Here is a 24,803-nt window from a genome sequence, read left to right as displayed (position 1 = left end):
AGAGCCGCTGTGATGAGAGCCACTGGCACGCGCCACAATATCGTATCCATTCCCCCCGGAGCGGCATTTCTGCAAACACTTGTGGAGAAGCTGGTTTGCGGTGAATTGGTGGAAGGTTTCGCGCCGTTTGCAGACGGCGCCGAATCCGATCCGCTGGCGCTGGCGGGTGTCACGATTTGGGTGCCGACACGCCGTGCCGCTCGCTCGCTGGCCACACAGTTCGTCACCCGTCTCGGTAACCGCGCCGCCGTCCTGCCCCGCATCGTTACCCTTGGCGACGGCGATGAAGAGGGGTTGGAATTCCAACGCTTCGTTGCGGGTAACGATCTGTTGGTTCCAAGCGAAGCGCAGGCCATCGACCCGTTCATCCACACGCTCACCCTGTCGCGCCTCGTTCACAGTTGGGCATCGGCACTGCGCGAAAATGAACGCGCGATGATGGGCGGTGGCGACATCATCATGCCGTCGTCGCTGGCAGACGCCATCGGTTTCGCAGGTGAGCTTGGCAGCCTCATGGAAAGCATCGCAACTGAAGATATCGAATGGTCGCAGCTTAATTTATTGGACGTCGCAGACCACGCGGACTGGTGGCAGCTGACCCTAAAATTCCTCACCATCGCGTCCGACGCCATGCCTGCATTTTTGCACGAGCGCGGGCTGGAAGAACCGGCCCGTCTGCGCGGTCGTCTCATCCGCGAACAGGCGCAGCAATATCGTGAACATGGCAGCACCGGCCCGGTTATTGCTGCCGGTTCCACCGGTTCGATTCCCGCCACGGCAGACCTTCTGCAGGCAATTGCGGCACTGCCAAATGGTGCACTCGTTTTGCCGGGATTGGACCGTGATCTTGATGATGAAAGTTGGTCAAAAGTCGATCTGCCGGACAATGCAAAAAACGAAGACGGCACCGCACCCGGCCATCCGCAATACGGCCTGAAGAAACTGCTCACCAGCATGAAACTGTCGCGCGGACATGATGAAATCGAACATATCACGCTATCAGCCGAACCCGACAGCGGCCCGCTGCGTGTGCGCGAACATATCGTCTCCGAAGCGTTGCGGCCTTCCGCCACCACCGACAAATGGCAGGACTTTGCAACGAAGTATGATGATGCGCAGAAGGCTGAAGCTCTGGCCGGTGTGTCAATCGTGGAAGCGCGTGGTGAGCGGCAGGAAGCTTTGGCAATTGCACTCGCGTTGCGCGAAACAATCGAAACCGAGGGTGCAACTGCCGCCCTCGTTACACCTGACAGAAACCTCGCCCGCCGTGTCGCTGTAGAGATGCGTCGTTTCGACATCGTGGTGGATGATTCTGCAGGCCAGCCTTTGCGCAACCGACCTGCTGGAACCTTCGCCCGTCTTGCACTGGCAACGGCGTTCGGGCCTATCGATCCCGTTGCGCTCACCGGTTTGCTGAAACATCCCGATCTACGTTTGGGCCTGCCGCGCGCGAAGGCTCGCCACGGTGCGCGTTTGTTGGAACTTGCGATCCTGCGCGGTGCGATTATGCCGCCGGAGCGTGGGTTTTTTGAAGACGCCGCGCAGACCCTGCGCCGTACTTTGCTGCAGGTGATCGCAGACGAGAAGACACCCCGCGCGCATAGCACGATCGTGCGGATGAGTGATGACGAGTGGTTGCTGCTGATCGACTTCTGCCAACGTCTCGATGAAGCGGTTTTGCTGATCGAAGACGATGTTCTGAACACGAAGCAACCGCTCGACCGTTGGGGGCAATGCACCACGGCCTTCATCGAAGCGTTGGCGATTGATGAGCATGGAGAACTCGCTCCTTTCTACAACACGACAGATGGTGCCGCGCTGCACGGCTTCCTCGCGCAATTGCTGGATAGCGGCGAAGAGCTCGACACCACCGCCGACCATTGGCCCGATGTGTTTGATGCGCTGATGGGTCAGCGCACTGTGCGCGCACAGGGTGGCACCGACCCCCGCATCGCCATTCTTGGTCCGTTGGAAGCGCGGCTGCAAACGTTCGACCGCGTGGTGCTGGGCGGCCTGAACGAAGGCACATGGCCCGCAGCGGCCCGCAACGACCCGTTCCTGTCGCGCCCCATGAAGGCGCAGCTCGGTTTGCCATCGCCAGAACGCCGCACGGGTTTGGCCGCCCACGATTTTCAGATGATGATGGGCATGGCAGACGTCGTGCTCACCCGGGCAGCCCGTGCCGATAACGCTCCCACAGTCGCCTCCCGCTGGGTGCAGCGTTTAATGCTTGTTGCGGGTTCGCACGCAACAACTGCGATGCAGGAGCGGGGTCGAAAATTCACCGATTGGGTTACGGCAATTGACGCTCCAAAAGAGACGGAAAAGCCCGCCCAACGCCCCGCGCCAAAACCACCTGTCGATGTTCGTCCCAACCGCTTGTCTGTAACGGCGGTAGCGACTTGGATCGAAGATCCATACGCAATCTATGCAAAACACATCTTGGGCCTGCAGCCATTACAGCCGCTCATTCGTGATGCGGATGCCCGTGAACGGGGTGAATTGTACCATCAGGTTTTCGAAGAATTCGTCAGAAGCGGTATCAATCCGGAAGCTGACCACGCCATGGATCAGTTGCTGTTGAGTGCAAAGGCAGTGTTTGGCGAGGCTGAGATTCCGCAAGAATTCATCGCGCAATGGTTGCCGCGTTTCACCGAGATCGCGGAAGAGTTCCTTTCATGGCACGCGCGCCAGATCGCTGGAGGCCATAAGGTTACGGTCGAACGCAGTGGCCGAACGGAGAAGGGCCTGAACGGCTTTACGCTCACCGCGCGTGCAGACCGCATGGACCGCGATGTCGATGGCCGCTTTATCATCTACGACTACAAGACCGGCGCATCGCCAACTGCTGCCCGCGCCCGCGATATGAAGGCACCGCAATTGCCGCTCGAAGCTGCCATGACAATTCGCGGAGCGTTCGGAGATGATTTGCAGGGAGAGGTCGCTGGTTTTGGCTATCTGCGCCTTATTCCCGGCACACCAAAATTCGCTGACATGGCTGTGCAACCCGATCACGGCGACCCAGATATGGCGACGCAAATCGCAGAAGAAGCGTGGAAGCGGCTTGGCGCGATGATCAAAAAATATCGCGACAAGAGCCAGCCGTACCGTTCTTATAATCGCCCGCCGAAAGAGCGGCGCAGCTACTCGTCAGACTACGATCACCTTGCCCGTTTGGGAGAATGGTCGAACGGTGCCGATGACAGCGCGGGGGATGCATCGTGAAGCGCGCCGGCCTTATAATTCCGCCACAGACCAGTCTCGAGCAGGCAAAAGCGTCCGCGCCTGACCATTCTGCTTGGGTGTCGGCCAATGCCGGTTCCGGCAAAACTTATGTGCTCACCCAGCGCGTTGTTCGCCTTTTGCTGGCCGGAACTGATCCTTCCCGCATCTTGTGTTTGACCTTCACCAAGGCCGCCGCTGGTGTCATGTCCAACCGTGTCTTCGAGACATTGGCGAGCTTTGCAAGCCTGGATGACGACGCGCTAAAGACGGCGCTGGTTGAACTCGAAGGACCCAACTGCAAAGCGCCGTCGCGCGAAAAAATCCAACGCGCCCGCACATTGTTTGCCCGCGCATTGGAAACGCCCGGTGGGTTGAAAATCCAGACCATCCATGCCTTTTGCGAGTCACTGCTACACCAGTTTCCGCTGGAGGCTAACGTGCCCGGCAACTTCTCCGCACTGGACGAAGCGCAGGGCAAGCAGATGCTGGAACAAGCGCGCCGCGATGTAATTGTGGACGCCGACGCAGCACCTGAAAGCGACCTTGGCAAAGCCTTTCACGCCATCCTCGATGCGGCCACCGACCATGCGATAGAGCAAGGCCTTTCGGAAGCGATCAGCAAACGCGAAGTGCTGACGAAATGGTTGGCCGAGAGCGGTGGACCGGAGGGTGTTACGGAGATCGCACTCTCTGCACATGGCTTTGCGGTGGACGAGACTGTGACCAGCCTTCGCAATGGTGCGGTTGCGGCCAGTCTGTTCGCGATGGAGGAATGGACGGCGCTGTCCGCTGAGGCACGCGATACCGGCGCGGCCAATGCGATAAAGCTGGCGGACCGCATCGACCTATTCCTGCACACGGTAGAGGATGAACGCTACGACGCCTATCTCGCGGTGCTTCAGACCGGCGGAAAGCCGCGCAAATTTTCCAGCTTCGTTCCCAAGGCCATGCAAGGCCTGTTGCCGGATTTCGCAAATCGCTTCGATGCGGAACAGGACAGATTGATCGCGGCGGCCGCGCAGGAAGCGACCCTGTCCGCCATCCATCGCACCGCGCCGTTCCTCACTTTTATCCAAGCTATCGCGGCCCGCTACGAACGTTCCAAACGACAGGTTGGTGCGCTGGATTTCGATGATCTTATCGCCCGCGCCGCTGATCTCCTGACCCGCGCTGATGCCCGTGCATGGGTGCTCTACAAACTCGATCTCGGCATCGATCATGTGTTGGTGGACGAGGCGCAGGACACCAGCCCGCGTCAGTGGCAGGTGATATCCGCATTGGTAGAGGAATTCTTCGCAGGCCAAGGCGCGCGCAACACCAATCGCACCGTCTTTGCCGTGGGCGACGAAAAACAGTCGATCTACTCGTTCCAGGGCGCGCGGCCGGAAAGTTTCGATACCCACCGCAGGCTGTTCGAACGAGCGAGCAAGAACGCTGGTGGCACATTCGAGAATGCCAATTTGAACCTGTCTTTCCGCTCTACCGCTGACGTGCTGGACGCGGTGGATGCGGTCTTCAAAGTGCCGCAAAACATGCCCGGCGTGACGCAAGGCGAAGGTACGATTCACGACGCTGCCCGCAGTAAGGGGGCAGGGCAGGTGGATGTCTGGCCGCTGATCTCCGCTGAAAAGGCAGAAGAGTCGGAGGACTGGACGAGCCAGCAAGAGGCCACCATCGCCGCATCCGAAAAGCTGGCTTTGCAAGTGGCTGGCACGATCAAAAGCTGGATCGGTAACGAGCCGCTCGGGCCCAATGGCCGCGCTATGCAGGCTGGTGATATATTGGTGCTTGTTCGTTCGCGCGATGCTTTCGTCACCGCGCTGAACCGCGAATTGAAAAGCCTCGAGGTCGAAGTTGCCGGTAGTGACCGGCTGACCATCACCGACCATATCGCCGTAGAAGACCTGATGGCGCTGGCTCAGGTCATGCTCACTCCGCAGGACGATCTGGCTTTGGCTGGATTGCTGAAATCACCTCTTATCGGCCTTGATGAGGACGACCTCTACAAGCTGGCCCGCTCCCGCATGGAAGGCGCGGTGATGCGCGATCGATCCGTACGGGAACACAATGTCTCTCTGTTCCAAGGATTGCGCGACCAGCTGGACGAACCGAAATTCGCTGCTGCTTGGAACACGATCAAGGGCTGGCGCAGGCGTGCTGACATATTGCCTGTTTATGAGTTCTTCGCGCTCATACTGGGGGCTGATGGCGGGCGCAGAAAGTTCATGGCGCGACTGGGGCCGGAAGTCGAAGACGTGCTCGACGCTTTTGCCAGCGCCACCATGGACCACGAAAGCCGCGGCCTGCCGGGGTTGCAGAATTTCCTCGAACGCCTGTCCACCGAACAACCTGAAATAAAGCGCGAGTTGGACCAACGTGGCGAGCAGGTTCGCATAATGACCGTCCATGCCGCCAAGGGCATGGAGGCTCCCGTAGTCTTCGTGGTGGACAAGTCATCCAAGGCGTTGCCTGGGCAATTTTATCCCGCGCTTTACCGTTGGGGCGATCAGGAGAGTGCCGACAATCGTAATGGCGGTTGGCTGTGGGTGCCGAAAACCAATCAGCACGGCACAGCTACGACCCCTGCCTTCGAGCGCGAACACACCGGCGCCGAGAACGAGTATCGTCGCCTGCTTTACGTTGCCATGACCCGCGCTGAAGATCGCCTCATCCTGTGTGGCACCTGCGGTGTTTCCGGCCCCGACAAAGTGCCTGAACCCAGCTGGTACAACATGCTGGAGCGTGGTCTGGAAGGCACCTGGCGTGACGTCGAAGCGCAGGGTGCTGTGCCCCAACATCACCGTTGGTACAGTCATGACCGGGCGGAGCGTGAAGGCGATAATCCCGCGCAAACCGATAAGCAGGTCGTCGACGTAACACCGCTGCCTGCCACTATGTTGCAGCCTATGGAGCGGGCAAAGGACTTGCCGAAACCATTGAGCCCATCTGGTGCAACCGCGTTGATAGATGAAGGGCGCACCGAGCCGCGTGCCGTGCCTTCACTGCTAGAGCCCGACGCACCTTCTGCTGCGGCCTACTCCAGTCCATCACCGCGCAAACTCGGCACGGCTGTCCACCGCATCTTCGAACTCTGGCCCGTTGTGGCGCAAAATGACCGTATGCCGATGGGTGAGAGGATTCTCGACCAACAGCTCGGAAATCTGGACCCTGCCATGAGCGCCAACATCATCTATGGCGTACAGCAGGTGGTGGAAGACCCTCGTGTTGCCGATCTTTTCGATCCCGCCACGTCCCGCGCTGAAGTTGCGGTTATGGGAGTTTTGGACATTGGTGGCACACAGCGTTCCGTAACCGGAACGATAGACCGTATGGCGGTGACAGAAGACGCGGTGTATCTTTTGGACTTCAAAACGGGGGAGCATGTTCCTGCCGATGCAGCTGCTGCACCGGCAAGTTATGTGACGCAGTTAGCCCTGTACCGCGCCATCGTGCAGCGGCTTTATCCAGACAAATCTGTCTATGCGACTTTGATCTGGACGGCTGCGCAGGACGTAGAGCGCCGCATCATGACGTTGCCATCTGCCATGCTAGACGAGGCTATGGCGGAACTTTCGCAACGCTGAAACGGCCTTTCACCAAACTGTGACGGCGCAATAGACGGCCTGCATTCTTGACCCTGTCCGGTGCGCTCCCTACCTGTTCACCACGAGGCGAACACACCGATTCCACATTTGTGTCGAACCGGGACCCAAAAGGAGAGCCACCATGGCCACCGTAAAAATCGATAATTCCAATTTTGAATCCGACGTTTTGAATTCCGACACACCTGTCGTCGTCGATTTCTGGGCGGAATGGTGCGGCCCGTGCAAAATGATTGCGCCGAGCCTGGAAGAAATTTCCAACGAGATGGGCGACAAGGTGAAAATCGCCAAGGTGAACATGGATGAAAATCCTGAACTAGCTTCTAAATATGGCGTTCGTTCTATCCCGACTTTGTTGATGTTCAAAGGCGGGGAGCCGGTGGCAATTCAGGTTGGTGCCGCGCCCAAGGAAAAATTGTCGAGCTGGATTTCTTCCGAAGTCTAAGGCTTCGAGATGTGAATTATGAATTTGGCACCGGACGGTTTCCGTCCGGTGCTTTTTTATGCGCCGGTGATGGGGTAGCACTGCTGCACATCGAAACTGCCGAGCCGCTCCATGTCCGATCCAAAGCCCCCCCTCGACGGAAGCCTGCAAGCCGAACTGCTGTCCAACGCGCTGCCGTACATGCAGGCCTATGGCGGCAAGTCCGTGGTCATCAAATATGGTGGCCATGCCATGGGCGACAAGAAACTGGGGCAGGCATTTGCCCGCGATGTAGCACTGCTTCACCAGTCCGGCGTCGAGCCTATCGTGGTGCATGGTGGTGGGCCGCAAATCGGCGCGATGCTGGAAAAGCTCGGTATCGTGTCCGAATTCCGCGACGGCATGCGGGTGACCGATAAAGCCACCGTCGATGTCGTCGAGATGGTGTTGGCGGGTTCCATCAACAAAGGCATCGTGGCCGATTTCAACGCGCAAGGCGCGCGTGCGATCGGGCTGTGCGGCAAGGACGGTAACATGGTGCGCGTGGCCAAAATGCGCCGCACCAAGCGCGACCCCAACAGCAATATCGAAGCCATCGTCGATCTCGGTTTCGTCGGCGAGCCGGAGCATGTGGATGTCTCCGTGCTGCACATGGTAGCCGACGCCGGTCTCATTCCTGTGGTCGCGCCTGTGGCGTTCGGCGAGGATGGCCAGACCTACAACGTCAACGCCGATACGTTTGCCGGTGCCGTTGCCGGTGCGTTGGACGCAGACCGCCTGTTGTTCCTCACCGATGTACCCGGCGTGCTGGATAAGCAGGGCGAACTCCTGCCTCAACTCACTGTGGCCGAAGCCCGTTCGCTCATTGCCGATGGCACGATTTCTGGCGGCATGATCCCAAAGGTCGAAACGTGTATTGAAGCGCTCGATAAAGGCGTTGGTGCTGTGGTCATCGTCAACGGTCGCGCGCCCCACGCCGTGTTGCTGGAACTGTTCACCGATGTGGGTGCGGGCACGATGATCGTGCCGAATGATTTCGCCCGTGATCTTGGCCCTGATTTCAAAGGACCAAAAGCATGAGCATGCAATCTGGCTATACGAGCGAAGCGCTACGCGAAGAATTTGGTGGTATCGATGAATGGGTTTTCGATCTCGACAACACTCTATACCCGCGCCACTCAGACCTGTTCGCGCAGATCGACTGGAAGATGACCGACTACGTGGCGGAGCTGCTTGGATCTGACAAAGACACCGCCCGCAAGCTGCAAAAGGAACTTTATCGCGAGTACGGCACCACTTTGCGCGGCCTGATGGAGCGCTACGAAATCGACCCGCACGACTTTCTCGATAAGGTCCACGACATCGACTATTCACCTGTCGATCCGAACCCGGCGCTGGGCGAATTGATTGCGGCGCTGCCCGGCCGCAAACACATTTTCACGAATGGCGACGTGCCCCATGCGGAGCGCACCATGGAGCGCCTTGGCATCACGCGACACTTCCACCGGATCTTCGACATCGTCGCTGCCGACCTTGAACCGAAGCCCGCCGAAGGGCCTTATCGCAAATTCCTGGCCGACCACGAGGTGCATCCTGAACGCGCCGCTATGTTCGAAGACATGCCGCGCAATCTCGATGTGCCATCAGCACTTGGCATGAAGACCGTGCTCATTTTGCCTGCCAAAGGCTCGCAGTTCTCCGCTGAAAGCTGGGAACATGCGGTGGAAAATGACGCTGCCGTGAACTTCGCCACGGACAACCTCGACACGTTTCTTGCAGACGTTGTGGAAGCTATCGCCTAGTTCTCGATAGCGTAGAGAATCTGCCCCTTGAGATCATCGACGCCGTGGCCCTTCTCGCTCGACGTCGAGACGATGAACGGGAAAGCAGCCGCGCGCTTGGCGATCTTCTCCAGCGTTTCGGCCTGTAGCTTTACTAATGCTGGCGGTTTGATCTTGTCTGCCTTCGTCAGCACCAGCTGGTAGGAAACGGCGGCCTTATCGAGAAGGTCGAAGACCTCCTCGTCGTTCTTCTTCACGCCGTGGCGAGCATCGATCAGTACGTAAACGCGCTTCAACGTCGTGCGGCCACGCAGGTATGAAAAGATCAATTTCGTCCATGCGTCAACCGCATCTTTCGGCGCTTTGGCAAAGCCGTAGCCGGGCATGTCCACCAGTGCGATGGGCGGCAGGCCGTCTTCGAATTCTGCATCCGGCGTGAAGAAATTCAATTCCTGCGTCCGTCCCGGTGTGTTTGATGTCCGCGCCAAACCTTTGGTCGCCGTCAGCGCGTTGATGAGCGATGATTTGCCGACATTGGACCGACCTGCAAAAGCGATTTCCGGCGGCCCTTCTTCGGGCAGGAATTTCATGGCGGGTACGCCGCGGACGAACTGCCAGTCGCCGCCAAACAGTTTTCGGCCACGGCCTTTCAGGTCTGCATAGCGTTCGCGTTCTGCGTCGCTGCCCGGTGCGGGGGAGACGTAATTTTCAACGTTCATTTGGTCAGCCCATAAAAATCCGAGACGACTTTCCAGCCCTCTTCTGCTGTGTCCACGACGGTGAACAGGTCGGTGTCGTCTGGTGAAATAGTGCCTTCTTCGGCCAGCGCTTCCATGTTGATGACGCGGCCCCAGAACGACTTGCCGAACAGCAGAACAGGCACCCGTTCCATGCGTCCTGTCTGGATGAGCGTCAGCGTTTCGAAGAACTCGTCCAGCGTGCCGAAACCGCCGGGGAACACCGCGACGGATGAGGCCCGCATTAGGAAATGCATCTTGCGGATCGCGAAATAGTGGAAGTTGAAAGAGAACTCAGGCGTCACATATTCGTTTGGCGCCTGCTCGTGGGGCAGCACGATGTTGAGGCCGATATTGGGCGCACCCACGTCCAGCGCGCCACGCGAACCTGCCTCCATCACACCGGGGCCGCCGCCGGTGACGACGACGTATTCGGTGAAACCGGTTGCCTTCGATGCTTCTGATGAAAGCTGCGCGAATTTGCGCGCTTCGGTGTAGTATTTTGAACTCTTCTTAAGGCTTTCGCGCTGCACATCGTTCCTGGCAGCCCATGGGTCGGTGCCTGGTTCTGCGATACGCGCGCCGCCGAACAGTACGGTGGTCGATAGAATACCCGCTTCTTCCAGCATCATCTCCGGCTTCAACAGTTCCAACTGAAGGCGCACGGGGCGCAATTCAGGACGGCACAGAAAGTCAGGATCGTCGAACGCCAGTTTGTAGGCTGGAGAGCGCGTCTGCGGCGTGTCGGGTATCGACTTCACCTGCTCGCGGTCCTTGCCGGAAGGTTTCAACGGGTTGTGCGGGCGACTGTGCGGATCGAAGGCCATGACGAAGCGGTTCTGCAAAAGCGGGTGACGAACCGGCAATAGCTGTCGCACTGCGCCCCGTCAAAAATATAGCTTCGTCCGTCGCGCTTGCCGCCTGCGAAAGGCGCAGTATAAAGCCATTAAATCCTTCGTCTCCCGAAAGTTCACAATCATGAGCGCAGACCTGCAAGCCACCATCGAAGCCGCCTTCGAAGACCGCGATAACATCTCCACATCCACCACCGGTGCGGTGCGCGATGCGGTGGAGCAGGCGCTTGCCATGCTCGACAACGGCACGGCCCGTGTCGCTGAACGCGGCGCTGATGGCACATGGACCGTCAACCAGTGGCTCAAGCAAGCCGTGCTGCTGTCTTTCCGCCTGAACGATATGGAAGTCATCGGTGGCGGGTCGGGCAATTCGACCTGGTGGGACAAAGTGCCGTCCAAGTTCGAAGGTTGGGGCGCAGAGCAGTTCCGCGCCGCCGGCTTCCGTGCTGTGCCCGGTTCCATCTGCCGCCAAGGCGCTTTCATCGGCAAGAACGTCGTCCTCATGCCGTCCTTCGTGAACCTTGGTGCCTACGTCGATGATGGCTCCATGGTTGATGGCTGGGCAACCGTTGGTTCCTGCGCGCAGATCGGCAAGAACGTTCACCTGTCAGGCGGCGTTGGCATCGGCGGCGTTTTGGAGCCGCTTCAGGCTGGCCCGACGATCATCGAAGACAACTGCTTTATCGGCGCACGGTCGGAAGTCGTCGAAGGCTGTATCGTCCGCGAAGGTTCGGTGCTGGGCATGGGCGTCTATATCGGCCAGTCCACAAAAATCGTGAACCGCGCCACCGGTGAAATTTCCTACGGTGAAGTGCCGCCTTATTCCGTGGTCGTGGCCGGTTCCATGCCGAGCAAACCCATGGGCAATGGCGATACAGGACCGAATCTCTACTGCGCCGTGATCGTGAAAACCGTGGACGAGCGCACCCGCTCCAAAACCGGCATCAACGAATTGCTGCGTGATTGACTCGTGTAAGCCACGGTAGCTAGATCATGACACAAGGGCTCGTCCGGTCGGACGGGCCTTTTTCTTTTCGCAAGTTTTCACAGGGCGGGCAGGCCATGATATTTTTGAAATTTGGCAGTGCTGCAATGGCTGCGCTTCTGTTGACCGGCTGCGCGTCCATCGCGCGTGGCACGACGGAAGCCATCGTCATAAACTACACACCCGCAAACGCGCAGGTGACGACGAGCCTTGGTAAGAACTGTACGTCCAGCCCCTGCACGATAATCGTGAAGCGCAAAGACAAGTTCACAGTTACAGCCACTGCGCCCGGCTACACGCCGCAGACAGTTCCCGTGTTGACGAAAGTGCAGGGCGGTGGCGCTGCGGGACTTGCTGGTAATGTGCTTGTCGGTGGCATCGTTGGTATTGGTGTGGATGCGGCCACTGGCGCAGCGTTGGATCATTATCCCAATCCGGTAAACATCAATTTGCAGAAGGTTGGCGCAAGCGTTGCGCCAGTCAAAAAGCCCAACGGTACACGCAAGACAGGTACGCCAACAAGCTAGGTAACTTGCTCCGAAAGGGGGCCAACGATGTCGAGATTGCTAGGTACAGGCGCTGAGCGCTCGCTGGGGTGGGCCTTGTTCTCTCCTCGTGGCAGGATTCGTGGCAAAACCTACGTTCTCGGCTTTTTCGCCGTGGCGTTGTTTTATTTTGGCATCGTGATCGTGCTGCAATCTGTGTTCGCTGTGGACGGCACCATTACCGATGGGCCTGCTGTTCTCGTCGCCCTGGGCCTGCCTGTAACCGTCTGGTGCATGTTGATGCTGGTGTGGAAACGCATTCAGGACATTGGTTTTCCGGGCTGGGTATCTCTCATTGCTATTGGCGGTTCTGTCGTTCTTGCGCCGCTAGGTGGCTTTGCCCCTATCGCATTGATATTTCTGGCCATGTGGCGCGGTGAGGCAAAAATGAACGCCTTCGGTCCCCCGCCTGTGCCGCGTAACGACAAGCCGGTCGACACCCGCTCACCCAAGTTGCGATTGCGTGAGCGCATGGCGGAGAAAACGCGGGAGCGTGACAAACGCGAAGCGAAAGAAAAGGTCGAGCGTGAGCGTAACCCGAGATTGGGCCGACAAGGGCGCGGCAAATAGTAATGTTTCGGCCACTTCCGCAGCGCTGAATTTCTGCTTAGGCTTTGGGTGCAAGTTGCAACCGGAGAGCCAGCCATGTTCCGCCTGTTTGCCGCCGCCGCTCTATCGATGAGCGCATACGCCGCCGCGCTGTTACCAGCCGCCGCGCAAAGTCGTCCGCCCAGCACATGCCTTGCCGTTGCAGACAATCTCCAGCGTGACGGTGTTCCCGTCCAATACGCAGCTTCTGGAAAGCTCGGCCAATACGAGGTTGCCATCTCGTTTGAAGGCCACTCGATGTACCTTATCGAAACGGCTGGGGGTGAGCGCATCGTCACCGACTACGCAGGCTACACCGCAGACCCGCGCCTGCCGACCATTGTTACGATGAACCGCGCACATTCCTCACACTACACCATGAACCCGGACCCGAAGATCAGCACCGTGCTACCTGGCTGGGGCGAGGGTGAGGGGCCTGCAGATCATCATCTGGAAGTTGGCGACGTGCTGGTGCGCAATGTCACCACCGACATGCTGCGCTTCGGTACGGTGAAGGATGGAAATTCGATTTTCATCTTCGAAGTGGCAGGCCTGTGCATCGGCCATCTCGGCCATTTGCACCACAAACTGACTGACGAGCACATCGCTAAAATCGGACGGCTGGACGTGGTCATGGTGCCGGTCGATGGCGGCCTAACGCTTTCGCATGATGCGGTGCGCATTATGCTCGACCAGTTGCGGTCTTCGGTGATCCTACCGATGCATGTGCGTTTTGCCGGTGCCTTGCCGCGCTTTCTGCAACACTTGGGTGATGGCTATCCGGTGGAAACGATCCGCGATAGGCGGCTTGTTTTATCGCTGCGCACCTTGCCGAAACAACCGACAGTCATGTTGCTGCCCGGCGTTTCGTATTCACCGCGCTACGAGGAATAGCTTGGCTGTAGTCAGCCAAGCTTGTTACGCCATGTTTGCTTGAAGCGTTCGGTGGCTCTGTCATAAGGGCGCTATGACCGATCTTTCACATTCCGCCGCGCTTCTGCGCGACCTTATCGCTTGCCCATCCGTGACGCCGGAGGAGGGCGGTGCGCTCACCGTGCTTCAAAAACGACTGGAGCCCTTGGGCTTCACCGTCGAGCGCCGTGTTTCGACCGCACCGGGAACGCCGGATGTCGAAAATCTCTACGCGCGACTGGGCAACGCTTCACCCAACCTTTGCTTTGCAGGTCACACCGATGTGGTGCCCACCGGCGATGAAGCCGCGTGGACCAGCGGACCTTTTCAGGGCGATGTGGTGGATGGAGAGATGATCGGCCGTGGCGCGGTTGATATGAAAGGCGGCATCGCGTGTTTTCTCGCCGCCGTAGAACAACACATCGCAGCGGGGAAACCTGTCCCCGGTTCCATCTCATTCCTCATCACAGGCGATGAAGAAGGCCCGGCGGTGAATGGCACCAGTGCCGTTCTCGATTGGCTCGTTGAACGTGGAGAAAAAATCGACGCTTGCGTGGTGGGCGAACCCACAAACCCGAACCAGCTTGGCGACGCGATCAAGATTGGCCGGCGCGGTTCGGTCTCCGGCACGGTCACGGTTCACGGCACACAGGGCCACGCGGCCTATCCGCATCTGGCCGACAATCCAGCGCGGGGGATTGTAGCGCTGTGCAATGCCCTGATGGCCGAACCATTTGACGAAGGTACGGAAGACTTCCAACCCACCAATCTGGAAGTCACCTCTATCGATATTGGCAACCCGGCGTTCAACGTTGTGGCGCAACAAGCCACCGCCCGGTTCAACATCCGCTTCAACGACACATGGACCGCGGATAGTGTGAAGGCCGAGATCGAACGGCGATTGGCAGTTGCATCTGAAAGCAACGCCGTGCGGCCCGATCTTCCAGATGGGGCACGCCCGCCGGTGCGCTTCGACGTCGTCTATACCGAGCGCCCAAGCCACGTGTTCCTCACCCGCGATGACACGTTGATTGATTCCCTTGCTGGTGCGGTGGAGGACGTGATCGGACGTCGGCCTGAAACCTCGACCGGTGGTGGCACGTCGGACGCGCGCTTCATCAAGGATGTATGCTCCGTGGTGGAATTCGGCCTAGTGGGTCAAACCATGCATCAGGTGGACGAACGCGTAGCGCTGGCCGATCTTGACCAGCTGACCGCCATTTATGCCCGTTTCATTGAGAGCTATTTCGCAAAGTCAGGCACCTCATGAGCGCGACCAACCAAGACGGTGCGGTAGAGAACATCCGCGGTGCTATCGAGATCATGCTCGCCAAACCATCCGGCCTATCGCGGATGGATCTGTCAGCTGCCGGATTCGCCATATCATTTGCCGCTCTGCTGATAGCGGGCCTGATCGACGCTTCTGCCTACTCCATCCGCTACGGTTCTATCGATGCACAGTTGGCGGCTGAAGGTTTGCCGGTCGAGTGGTCAGCGCTGGGCTATATTCTGTCCAGCCTCATCATAGGTTTGGCGAGCTATGGTGTGTCGGTCCTGATCATTATGCTGATTGCCAATGAAGACGAGCGCCGCAGGGTGCCAACCATGGTGACCGTCAACAATTGGGCAGCGCCGGTCGTTAGCCTTGTCGTGTTGCCGCTCATATTGGCCGAGGCGGTGCTGCCTTCTCTTCAGGTCGCGATCAATCTTACATTCATAGGATTGCTTATCTGCATTCTTGTTGCGGGCTGGCAAATCATGACCATTTCGATGGAGGCGGCACCGGGACGGGGCGCATGGCTCTTTGCCGTCAGTCTCGTGACGTCTGTTATCGTCAACGCGACTTTGGAGCGTTGGGTGGGGCTTGCGACTTTCGCTCCTCCACCCGCCTAGAAACGCCTCACAAAAGAGGCCGGCTTCGCTTGGCGAAACCGGCCTCTTGAAATTTTATGTTCTGCGCAATTAGCAGTTGGAGCATTCCGTTTCCAAGCTGCTGCGTGGGACGAAAATGTTCTCGTAATTATACGTCATCTTGCCGTCGCCACCCACGTTGAAATAGTCGCCGTAAAGTGGCGTCTGCTTGAGTCGGCCCTTAGCGACGACGTAGAAGCCGTTCCGCTTTGTGGCCCAGTCGGGAAGCGGGTAAGTCTGGCCACGGCTTGGTTTCGCCAGCGATACGCGCTGGTGGCTGGCCGTCCACGCAACACGACCGCGACGCTGCGGGTTGTTGCTGTTGTCGCCAGGCACAGGCTCAACGATTACACCGGTAAGAACGATCTCCAGGTCATCAGCATATTGTTGGGACATCATGGCTTCACCGGCGGCAAAAGCGCCATCAATAATGCTGCGGTCCACCACGGGGGATTGCGCGATGATGTCGGCAACCGTGCCGGTCACTTTACCCACAGCGGTGGAGGCGTGCTCCATATGGGTTGCAACGATTGCACCAAGATACATCGACAGCAGCGCTGGCGAGATCAAAGCGAACTCGACCATCGAAATGCCGCGCTCGTCTTTACGAAAACGGCGCAGAAAGCCGCTGGATAAAAGACTTGGACGTTTGAGAAGATTTTTCACGGGGTTTCTCCGTTCAGGCAAAATACTGGATTGAGGAAATGGGCGGAAGCCCGGCTCAATAGGGTTCGTTCATGAAGGCGGTGGAGGCGTTGAGAACGCGCTTGAAGTTGCCGCTCATGTTGCCGATGCCGTTGCCTTTGTCGTCGATGCGGAAATCGAGAAAATTCAACATCGTGGGCCACTCGTAATAGGCCTGCACAACGTTGATCGACAGGCGACCACCGGGGTTGAATGTAGGCTGATAAACGATGTCACCATTGGCATCGCGCTGCGGTTGGTTTTTCGGCTGGAAGCTGCCCACTTCTTCGACGGTGACCATCAGCTCGCCGCACTTGAACAACAGCATAACAGGCTCATCGCACAGCAACTGCTTGAATTCGGCATGGTTCATGGAACCGGGTTTGACCTCGCCAGTACGTATTTTGCGGGACACGTTATCGACGCCGGCATTCAGCGTACGGTCAGCAAAATAGCCGATACCAACTTCCATCGTGCCAATGATCATCGTCAGCAGTGGAATCGCCACAAATGCAAATTCGATTGTAGCCGTACCGCTGTCATCGCGACGGAAACGACGCATAAAACGGCGACGCTTGGGCGCAGGTTTTGCAGCTAACACTTCAGGCTCTGCGGCCAGTGGTGCAAATGTGTTAGGTGTGTAGCTCATAGTCTCCAACCCGTCTTTTTGTGCGTTCAGCGGATGCCGGTCGCACGTCTGTTGTGGTTCTTTCTTGAGGCCACCCTAGACACAGCGGGTTTCAGCGACGTTTCGAGATATAGCTAAAATTCGATAGTTGGATTAATGGCGGCGTAACCATGCTGGCACCCAGCAAAAAATCACGCCGCTATGTCAGTGCCTTGGTTCAGTCGTCGCCGACGCTTTCAGCCAAGCCGTTACGGGCGGTGATTTGGCCGTTGATCGTCTCGAAACGTTCTTTCTCGTCACCGAGCGTCAGGGTTGTCTGACACACAGGAGCGCAAGCGAGCGTTTCGCGATTGGCTTGACGATAGACATGCACGAGGTTCGTTTCCTCGCCTTTGACGACGACAGTCTCATCGACAATCGGGTCGCCGTCTGAGTCCAGCACTATGATGTTTGTCACGCCGAACAGGCGACCGGTAAGAACGAGTGTGCGTGCATCCTGGATCGTAGCATCGACGATTGAGGGATTGCCTACGATTACTGTGTCGGCAGGCTTTGCGATACGCACCACGCGGGCGCGGTCGACCACCACTTCAAGATGCTTCTTGGCGCTGTGCCCGTCTGCAAGGGCTGCGACTGGCAAAACGGTTGCAGCAATGATGGGAGCGAAAAATGCACCAGCCAGCGCAAAGCTGCGGATAGCTGAAGTCGGGGAGAATTTGGCCATGAAAAACACCGGGGGCTACGCAATACTGAAGTCATCCTTGCCGATAATGGTAAAGTTGCTCTTAAGTCTCAGAGCCCGGTCATTTTATCTCGTTTCACCACCTGCGAAATACACTTCTCTATAGGGGCGTATTTTCGGTGTCGGATCGGAATACATGTGTGCAGTCACAGCAAGGGTTTTTTCACCATCTGAAAGCGTTTTGCGAAGGAAGGTTTTGCTAACCGTATTTGTTAGGGAGGGATGCACACCCCCGCTCTAAGTTGGGCTTATCCGATCGGGGGAAACACTCCGGCGGAAAATGCTGTAACAACCGTGGATAAGGATTATTCCCATGACCAACATCAAACGCTTCTTCAAAGACGAGTCCGGCGCAACTGCAATCGAGTACGGCCTCCTGGCTGCTTTGATTTCGATCGTCGCTATCGGCGCCATGACTACAATCGGTACGAACCTGAACACCAAGCTTGGTGCAGCCGGTACCGCTCTTTCCTAGGAAGAGCTGACTTCGCGGCAGGCAGCGCTCTTTAACGTAGGAGCCGCAGCCGCCGCCGGTCGATCGAAGGGTCGTCTCCGAAAGGAGGCGGCCCTTTTTCGTGTTAGTTTTCTTGTTCAATATGAAAAATTGATTTTGCGGCGGCAGCGATTTTTTAGAAAAAAGTGCAATTTAACGATATGCCAACCACCTTTGTTCGCATGACGGAAATACCTGCTGTCTAAGTTGTGTTTAACCGATCGGGCGGAAAGTTCCGGCGGCTGCTGTAAAACCAAACGGAACCAAAGGATCTATCCATGTTCATGAAATTTCTCAAAGACGAGTCCGGCGCAACTGCAATCGAGTACGGCCTGTTGGCTGCTCTGATCTCCATCGTTGCTATCGGCGCGATGACAACAATCGGTACCAACCTGAACACCAAACTTGGTGCAGCTGGTACAGCTCTTACCTAAGAGCCGGTTTCGCAACCGGCAGGCTTTTCAGCCGCCGGATGCCAATCGACAAAAGGGTCGTCTCCGAAAGGAGGCGGCCTTTTTTGCTTCGCGGTACGTTCAATGCGGATCAATAAATTTAAGATTTGAGAACTGCGTTTCTTGGGAAGGCGTCAAGACCCCCTTGCTAGTTTCGAATTAATCGATCGGGCGGAAAGTTCCGACGATTGCTGTAAACAAACCATGGAACACAAGGATCGATCCCATGACCAACCTCAAGAAATTTTTCAAAGACGAATCCGGTGCAACTGCAATCGAGTACGGCCTGCTGGCCGCTCTGATTTCCATCGTTGCCATCGGCGCGATGACGACAATCGGTACCAACCTGAACACCAAACTTGGTGCAGCCGGTTCAGCCCTTACCTAAGAGCTGGCCTTACGGCTTAGAACCGCGTCTTTCGCGGTCAGCGGGGTTGTCCTTTGCGGGGCGGCCCCGCTTTGCGTTTGAAGTTGATTGCTTAACCTTAGGGCAAGTCTTGGTCGTTAGGGTGTCTGCAGTATTGCGTATCCCTTGGGGGAAGTTTCCCGTGCCTTTTGAATTGACCTTCGACCATATCGTCGCGTTTGCGGTTCTTACGGTTTTCCCGCTCTGCGTCATCTACGCGACGTTTTCTGATTTGCTATCGATGAAAATTTCCAACCTCACCTGTGGTGTTTTGGTGCTGGGCTTTTTCATTCTTGCTCCGCTTAGCGGAATGGGTTGGCAAGCGATTGCCATTCATTCCAGCGTTGCCGTTGCCGCGCTTGTCATGGGCATGTCGTTCTTTTCAATGGGTGTGATGGGGGGAGGCGATGCAAAGCTTATCGCTGCCGTTTCTCTCTGGCTCGGTCTCGGCCTCACGCTACCCTACATTCTGGCAGCTTCGCTGTTGGGTGCGGTGGTGACCTTGGTGATCGTTGGATTGCGCAAGGCAAAACCGAGGCTTCCCCAAGCATTTCGTGACTGGCGCGTTATGGCCAAGGTGCTCGACCGGAAGGAAGGTATTCCCTATGGCTTGGCACTTGGCCCGGCCGCTTTGGTGGTCTTCACCATTTCCCCATGGGTTACGTCTGCTGCACGCGCCAGCCTGTAAGCGCTCATGTTATTTCACGTCACATTGGTGATGGTGCAAGGGCTGCCGAAAGGTGGTCCTTTTTTGTTTTGGAATGCGGTTTGAACACCTGCTGAACCGGCTCTTCTGTCGGTAATCTTCTGTTCACTACACTTAGCAATTCCCCGTTAACCCTATCTGCACCAATGGCCGTCAAAACTTATGGCAAGCGTATTTGCGCCCACTGTCACGTTTTGCTTCGGGGTTAGCCTTCATGAAACCGGTCCAATTAGTTCTCATCGCCGTAGCGCTCGTCGCCTCACTGGGCGCAGGCTACCTGGTAATGAATATGAGCGAGCCGCCAGCTCAGGTCGTCGTCCAGACCGACAATGGTCCCGCAATCCCAACCATTCCCACAAGGCTTGTTCTTGTTGCGGTGGCTGATGTGCCCCAGGGCACGACGCTTTCGGAAAATAATATGCGTTTTGAAGAGTGGCCCGAAACCGGTGTTCGTCCTTCTTTCGTAACGCAAAAAGATGCGCCCGAAGCGATCAAAGATTTTTCTGGTGCCATTGCCCGCTCATCCTTCTTTGCAGGCGAACCCATTCGTGATGCCAAGATTGTGCGCTCCGACAGCGGTTATCTTTCCGCAATCCTGCCCGCTGGTAAGCGCGCGGTCGCTATCGAAATCACCGCAAGCTCCTCTGCCGGTGGCTTCATCCTTCCAAACGACCACGTCGACGTTATCATGGCCCGTCAGCAGGATGGCGAACAAAATGTCATCATCACGGATACGATCCTCCAGAACATACGCGTTCTCGCACTCGATCAGTTGATTGAGGAAGAGGAAGGCAAGAAGTCCACCGTTGGCGAAACCGTAACGCTGGAACTGACCGCCGAGCAGGTAGAAATCGTGGCAGCTGCGCAGCAGATCAACCGTCGTGGCCTAACTCTGGCACTGCGCAGTGTTGAAGATGCCGAGATCGAAGGCACGTCGGCTGGCCGCAAGCTGCTGTCTTCCGGCGACCGCAAATCGCGCGGCACCGTCCGCATCATTCGCTACGGCAAGGCCAAAGAAGTGGAGCCCAGCAAATGAGCGCTCCCATCGACAATTCCGGCCCGCTTTCGCCCTTCACCCCATTTGCAGCCACTGCAGCCAGCACATCCGGCCTAGGCAACAGAACCGCGAGTTCACTCATGACATCCAAACGTTCACGTAAAGGCCTTGTCGTTCGCGGCTTTATGGCTTGGAGCCTCGCCACGGCATTGAGCTTTGCGCCTGTTCTGCACCCGATCCACGAGATGGGCGTCGCTAAGGCTCAGACCGTCGCTGGTGAATTGCGGGCTGACAAAAATCACATCGTCATCACCGCGCGTAATGCACGGGTGCCGAAACTGGTGCGTCTTGGCCTCGACAAATCTCTTGTTGTCGATCTGCCATCTGTTGCCAACGATGTTCTGGTTGCAAACCCCGGCGTCGCCGATGCCGTGATGCGCACATCCCAGCGTCTTTACCTTTTCGGTAAGCAGGTTGGCCAGACCAACGTGTTTGTCTTCGACAACGGTGGCAACCAGATCGCCGCGCTGGAAATTTTGATTGAGCGCGACATCAGTGGCCTCGAAGAAACTCTGTCTCGCCTGATCCCGAATTCCGACATTCAGGCTGAGATGATCAACGATAACATCGTTCTCACCGGCCGTGTTTCGACACCATCTGATTCGACCAAAGCCCAGTCGCTGGCACAAATCTTTGTTCGCGGTGGCGAGCAGACCACCAATCCAGCGCAGCAATCGTCCATTTTTGGCGATGCGCCGACATCCGAAATCGTCAATCTGTTGAAGATCGACGGCGAAGATCAGGTGATGCTCAAGGTTTCGATTGTTGAGATCCAGCGCTCTGTGGTCAAGCAATTGGGCATTACGACATCTCTCACCAACGCGGCAGAGGGCGGCTTCGGCTTCAGCACAATTGCGGGCGGTAGCGTGCGCAATATTGCCGGCGCAGGGCTTCGTGGATCGGCCAATATCGTATCGGGCCAGAACACATTGGATGCACAGCTTCGTGTGCTCGACCACACAGGCATGATCCGAATGCTTGCCGAACCAACACTGACCGCTATTTCCGGTGAAGCTGCCGAGTTCCGCGCAGGCGGCACCTATCAGGCTCCGCAGCAGATTGAGCGCGATGAAAATGGCACGTCTATCGAATATGAAGAGCGCCAATACGGCGTCAGCCTGCAGTTCATTCCCACCGTTCTGACGGAAGGTCGTATCAGCCTGAAGCTGAAGACCGAAGTCAAAGAACCAAGCTTGCATGGCTCAACCGGTCGCAGCTCAGATGCTGGCCTTTTCGGCACCCGCGAGCGAGTTGCATCGACCACGGTGGAACTTCCATCGGGTGGTTCCATGGCGATTGCCGGTCTCATCCAGGACGATCTTCGCCAGAACATCTCCGGTTTTCCGGGTCTGTCGAAACTGCCCATCTTCGGTGCCTTGTTTCGCAGCCGTGAATTTCATCGTTCAGAGACCGAGCTCGTTATCATCGTCACACCATATCTGGTGCGGCCAGTGGCACGGGCCAAGCTTGCCAATCCGGATGAAGGCTTTCAGCCAGCGTCCGAACCGGCTGGCATTTTCATGGGTCGCGTGAACCGCGTCTATGGCACCAAACAGGGCAACCTGCCCAAGGGCCGATATACCGGCTCCATCGGCTTCATCCTCAAGTGATCCTTCAAGATTGATCGGCAGTATTTCGTCATGACCCGTATCAGCAATTCCCTCGCTCTTCTCCTCGCTGCCAGCGTGCTGTCGGCCTGCGGAGGTTACAGCAAGGACAACTTCACCGTCGGTTCCGTCGACAGCAACTACAAGACACGGCACCCGATCGTGATCGACGAGAAAGAGCAGACGCTCGATATTCCCGTGGGTTCCGATACCGTGAGGCTGCCGAGGGCGCAGGAGAGTGCGACGGAAGGTTTTGCCTCCAAATACCGCCGCTCCCCCAGCGGTACGATGACGATTATGATTCCGCGCCACTCGCCCAATGCAAGTGCTGCCAGAAGCATGTCTCATCAGGTTGCAGAAATTCTGCGCCGCGAAGGTGTGCCGCCATCATCAATCGTGACGACGAGCTACGATGCTTCGCGCCACGGTTCAGCAGCGCCAATTCGCGTCTCCTATCATGCGGTGCAAGCCAGCGTTGAACGATGTGGCAAGTGGCCTGAAGATCTCGCCGGACCCAATCTGGATAACCAGAACTGGCATAATTTCGGCTGCGCGAACCAAAACAATATGGCCGCCCAGATCGCTAATCCTTCGGACCTTGTCGCTCCTCGCGGCATGACACAGGCCGATGCCGAGCGTCGCAACAACGTTATCGAAGATTATCGCGAAGGTACGACAGATTTGCCGCCCGCCGCTAACTCCGTGTTTGCCAACTAGGGCGCAAACTACCGCACCCCTTCCTGTAGCCCATCATCAGAAAAGCCGAAGAGTATCATGTCCGATCCGGCCCATTCCAATCCCCACCTGCAAACCCCAAGCCCGCATTCCGACCAGATGGAACACGTGGGTGGCGAACACGATGTGCCGCTGGATGTTCAGGATCCTAATGCTCCCCTTGAGCCGCAGCCACTTGGTGGCGAAGTCCATATGGCCCCCCCCGCTTTTGACCCGTCGATGATGGGTGAGCCAATGATGGCACCGCCTGCCGCACCCACTGGTGGCCATGAATATGGCGGCGAAGATGTGCCGATGGAGCCGTCGCCATCCTCGTTCGATACGCCACAACAGGCCTATGCGGAAGCGCCGGTCCAAGCTCAGGCTATGGAAGCGCCAGCTGCGATGATGCCGCCAATGATGGATGCTCCCCAGCAGCAGCCGCATTATGCGCCCACCATGGAAGAGCCACAGGAGGATTTTGCACATATCCGTCCGGTCCCGCGTGTCTCCATTCAGGCATTTTGCGAAACCGATCCCGTGGCTTCGAAAATTCACCAGACATCGCAGGATCGTCGCATGGCGAAAGCCCATGTGAAGGTCGACATGGGCGGCATTCAAGCAGCCGTTGCCCACTATCAAACGGTTACGACGCCCAACCTCATTCTTGTGGAATCCTCGCTGGTCGGCCAACAGTTGATCTCCGAACTGGAACAGCTGTCGGAAGTTTGTGACGAGGGCACCAACGTGGTGGTGATCGGTCATCGCAACGACGTGCATCTCTATCGCGAATTGATTTCCCGGGGTGTTGCCGAATATCTGTTCGCGCCTGTCTCCATGACGGAAATCATGGAGATTGTCGGTTCTCTTTTCGTCAATCCGGAAGCGGAACCACTTGGACAATCTATAGCATTTATCGGGTCGAAGGGCGGCGTTGGTTCGTCCACGGTCTGTCACAATGTGGCCTGGGCGATTTCCGATAATTTTGAAAGCGACGTGGTTCTCACCGATCTCGATCTCGCATTCGGCACAGCCAATATGGACTTCGACCGCGACCCCCCACAGGGCGTTGCTGAGGCCGTGTTCTCCGCAGATCGCATCGACGATACGTTCCTCGACCGATTGTTGGAAAAATGTTCCGACCACCTGTCATTGCTGGCAGCGCCATCGACACTGGATCGTGATTACGATTTCGACGCCAACGATTTCGATCAGCTGCTTGAGGTTGCCCAACGCGGCACGCCCAACGTCATTATTGACCTGCCACATGTCTGGACCGGTTGGACGCGCGAAATTCTGGCCAATGCCGACCGCGTGGTCATCACCGCTACGCCTGATCTCGCCAGCCTGCGCAACACCAAAAATCTGGTCGATACGCTGAACGAGATGCGGCCCAACGACAGCAAACCTTGGATTGTTCTCAACCAGTGCAACGTTCCCAAGCGTCCGGAAATCGATGTGGAGTCCTTCATGGAGCCACTCGGCTTGCAACCGGCAGCGGTCATTCCATTCGATCCCGCTCTCTTCGGGCTGGCTGCAAACAATGGGCAGATGGTGTCTGAAACCGATGCCAAGCACGAGATCGCGCAGATGTTCGATACACTCGCTTCCGTGCTCACCGGTCGCCGGGACATCGAGCCACCAGCGGCTAAGGGGCTTAGCTCACTGTTGCAGAAATTGAAGACACGCAAAAAGTAATCGCTGGCTTATGGCGCGCTTGCAGCGCCGCAGCTTGGCAAACGGGTAATGA

24 protein-coding genes are annotated in these 24,803 nt (G+C 57.3%); 19 read left to right on the top strand and 5 right to left on the bottom strand.

The features are described 5' to 3' along the window. The first annotated feature begins 12 nt into the window (after nt 1-12). The 5 genes from addB (at nt 13) to R2A130_RS05915 (ending at nt 9,053) form a co-directional block, all read left to right on the top strand. A complete protein-coding gene (gene addB, locus R2A130_RS05935) occupies nt 13-3,225 on the top strand; it encodes a double-strand break repair protein AddB (protein ID WP_009464051.1) in 3,213 nt (1,070 codons plus the stop codon). Next, on the top strand, nt 3,222-6,809 hold the full coding sequence (gene addA, locus R2A130_RS05930; protein ID WP_009464050.1) for a double-strand break repair helicase AddA: 3,588 nt from the start codon (nt 3,222-3,224) through the stop codon (nt 6,807-6,809). The genes addB and addA overlap by 4 nt, the downstream gene beginning before the upstream one ends. Before the next feature lie 142 nt (nt 6,810-6,951). Then, a complete protein-coding gene (gene trxA, locus R2A130_RS05925) occupies nt 6,952-7,272 on the top strand; it encodes a thioredoxin (RefSeq protein ID WP_009464049.1) in 321 nt (106 codons plus the stop codon). Between the two features lie 111 nt (nt 7,273-7,383). Beyond that, the gene (argB, locus tag R2A130_RS05920; RefSeq protein WP_009464048.1) at nt 7,384-8,331 is read left to right on the top strand and encodes an acetylglutamate kinase; all 948 of its coding nucleotides are present in this window, start codon (nt 7,384-7,386) and stop codon (nt 8,329-8,331) included. Nucleotides 8,332-8,333: 2 nt separating this feature from the next. Continuing rightward, complete coding sequence (locus R2A130_RS05915) at nt 8,334-9,053, top strand: pyrimidine 5'-nucleotidase (RefSeq protein WP_009464047.1); 720 nt, start codon at nt 8,334-8,336, stop codon at nt 9,051-9,053. Here R2A130_RS05915 and yihA read toward each other — a convergent pair. Next, complete coding sequence (gene yihA, locus R2A130_RS05910) at nt 9,050-9,751, bottom strand: ribosome biogenesis GTP-binding protein YihA/YsxC (RefSeq protein WP_009464046.1); 702 nt, start codon at nt 9,749-9,751, stop codon at nt 9,050-9,052. The genes R2A130_RS05915 and yihA overlap by 4 nt on opposite strands. Further along, nucleotides 9,748-10,596, bottom strand: coding sequence for an LOG family protein (locus tag R2A130_RS05905; RefSeq protein ID WP_040305206.1), 849 nt, complete (start codon nt 10,594-10,596; stop codon nt 9,748-9,750). Before R2A130_RS05905 ends, yihA begins: the two co-directional genes overlap by 4 nt. 151 nt (nt 10,597-10,747) lie before the next feature. On the opposite strand from R2A130_RS05905, the gene dapD reads away from it, so the two are divergent. The 6 genes from dapD (at nt 10,748) to R2A130_RS05875 (ending at nt 15,546) form a co-directional block, all read left to right on the top strand. After that, the gene (dapD, locus tag R2A130_RS05900) at nt 10,748-11,590 is read left to right on the top strand and encodes a 2,3,4,5-tetrahydropyridine-2,6-dicarboxylate N-succinyltransferase (RefSeq protein WP_009464043.1); all 843 of its coding nucleotides are present in this window, start codon (nt 10,748-10,750) and stop codon (nt 11,588-11,590) included. 95 nt (nt 11,591-11,685) lie between these two features. Further along, entirely contained in the window at nt 11,686-12,135 is a 450-nt protein-coding gene (locus R2A130_RS05895; RefSeq protein ID WP_009464041.1) for a hypothetical protein, read from the top strand. 27 nt (nt 12,136-12,162) lie between these two features. Beyond that, nucleotides 12,163-12,723 carry a DUF805 domain-containing protein gene (locus R2A130_RS05890; protein WP_040305136.1) on the top strand — a complete coding sequence of 187 codons (561 nt, stop codon included), beginning with the start codon at nt 12,163-12,165 and terminating at the stop codon, nt 12,721-12,723. A gap of 75 nt (nt 12,724-12,798) precedes the next feature. After that, nucleotides 12,799-13,635 (top strand): MBL fold metallo-hydrolase, encoded by an 837-nt coding sequence (locus R2A130_RS05885; protein WP_009464037.1) that lies wholly within the window; start codon nt 12,799-12,801, stop codon nt 13,633-13,635. A 73-nt stretch (nt 13,636-13,708) separates the two neighbouring features. Further along, nucleotides 13,709-14,923 carry a succinyl-diaminopimelate desuccinylase gene (gene dapE / locus R2A130_RS05880; RefSeq protein ID WP_009464035.1) on the top strand — a complete coding sequence of 405 codons (1,215 nt, stop codon included), beginning with the start codon at nt 13,709-13,711 and terminating at the stop codon, nt 14,921-14,923. Beyond that, nucleotides 14,920-15,546: a hypothetical protein gene (locus R2A130_RS05875; RefSeq protein WP_009464033.1), complete on the top strand. Its 627-nt coding sequence runs from the start codon at nt 14,920-14,922 to the stop codon at nt 15,544-15,546. The genes dapE and R2A130_RS05875 overlap by 4 nt, the downstream gene beginning before the upstream one ends. 69 nt (nt 15,547-15,615) lie before the next feature. Here the strand turns inward: R2A130_RS05875 and R2A130_RS17470 are convergent, their stop codons facing one another. The 3 genes from R2A130_RS17470 to R2A130_RS05860 form a co-directional block, all read right to left on the bottom strand. Next, nucleotides 15,616-16,230 (bottom strand): TadE/TadG family type IV pilus assembly protein, encoded by a 615-nt coding sequence (locus tag R2A130_RS17470; RefSeq protein ID WP_009464031.1) that lies wholly within the window; start codon nt 16,228-16,230, stop codon nt 15,616-15,618. Nucleotides 16,231-16,285: 55 nt separating this feature from the next. After that, nucleotides 16,286-16,897, bottom strand: coding sequence for a TadE/TadG family type IV pilus assembly protein (locus tag R2A130_RS05865; RefSeq protein WP_009464029.1), 612 nt, complete (start codon nt 16,895-16,897; stop codon nt 16,286-16,288). A 196-nt stretch (nt 16,898-17,093) separates the two neighbouring features. Further along, nucleotides 17,094-17,600: a pilus assembly protein N-terminal domain-containing protein gene (locus R2A130_RS05860; protein WP_040305202.1), complete on the bottom strand. Its 507-nt coding sequence runs from the start codon at nt 17,598-17,600 to the stop codon at nt 17,094-17,096. Nucleotides 17,601-17,931: 331 nt separating this feature from the next. Between R2A130_RS05860 and R2A130_RS05855 the strand changes: the two genes are divergently transcribed. From R2A130_RS05855 to R2A130_RS05820, 8 genes are all read left to right on the top strand, one after another. After that, on the top strand, nt 17,932-18,093 hold the full coding sequence (locus R2A130_RS05855) for a Flp family type IVb pilin (protein WP_009464025.1): 162 nt from the start codon (nt 17,932-17,934) through the stop codon (nt 18,091-18,093). A 296-nt stretch (nt 18,094-18,389) separates the two neighbouring features. Then, nucleotides 18,390-18,545: a Flp family type IVb pilin gene (locus R2A130_RS05850; protein WP_009464023.1), complete on the top strand. Its 156-nt coding sequence runs from the start codon at nt 18,390-18,392 to the stop codon at nt 18,543-18,545. 244 nt (nt 18,546-18,789) lie between these two features. Continuing rightward, entirely contained in the window at nt 18,790-18,951 is a 162-nt protein-coding gene (locus R2A130_RS05845) for a Flp family type IVb pilin (RefSeq protein ID WP_009464019.1), read from the top strand. Between the two features lie 160 nt (nt 18,952-19,111). Then, nucleotides 19,112-19,657 (top strand): prepilin peptidase, encoded by a 546-nt coding sequence (locus tag R2A130_RS05840; RefSeq protein ID WP_009464017.1) that lies wholly within the window; start codon nt 19,112-19,114, stop codon nt 19,655-19,657. 232 nt (nt 19,658-19,889) lie between these two features. Further along, a complete protein-coding gene (gene cpaB, locus R2A130_RS05835; RefSeq protein ID WP_040305132.1) occupies nt 19,890-20,711 on the top strand; it encodes a Flp pilus assembly protein CpaB in 822 nt (273 codons plus the stop codon). Next, the gene (locus tag R2A130_RS05830; RefSeq protein ID WP_009464012.1) at nt 20,708-22,342 is read left to right on the top strand and encodes a type II and III secretion system protein family protein; all 1,635 of its coding nucleotides are present in this window, start codon (nt 20,708-20,710) and stop codon (nt 22,340-22,342) included. The genes cpaB and R2A130_RS05830 overlap by 4 nt, the downstream gene beginning before the upstream one ends. A gap of 30 nt (nt 22,343-22,372) precedes the next feature. Continuing rightward, on the top strand, nt 22,373-23,056 hold the full coding sequence (locus R2A130_RS05825) for a CpaD family pilus assembly protein (protein WP_009464010.1): 684 nt from the start codon (nt 22,373-22,375) through the stop codon (nt 23,054-23,056). A gap of 414 nt (nt 23,057-23,470) precedes the next feature. Continuing rightward, on the top strand, nt 23,471-24,751 hold the full coding sequence (locus R2A130_RS05820) for a CpaE family protein (RefSeq protein WP_156798421.1): 1,281 nt from the start codon (nt 23,471-23,473) through the stop codon (nt 24,749-24,751). Nucleotides 24,752-24,803: the final 52 nt, after the last annotated feature.

This window comes from Ahrensia sp. R2A130 (assembly GCF_000179775.1).
Lineage (GTDB): Bacteria > Pseudomonadota > Alphaproteobacteria > Rhizobiales > Rhizobiaceae > Pseudahrensia.
This window is presented reverse-complemented; position numbering and strand designations above follow the sequence as displayed.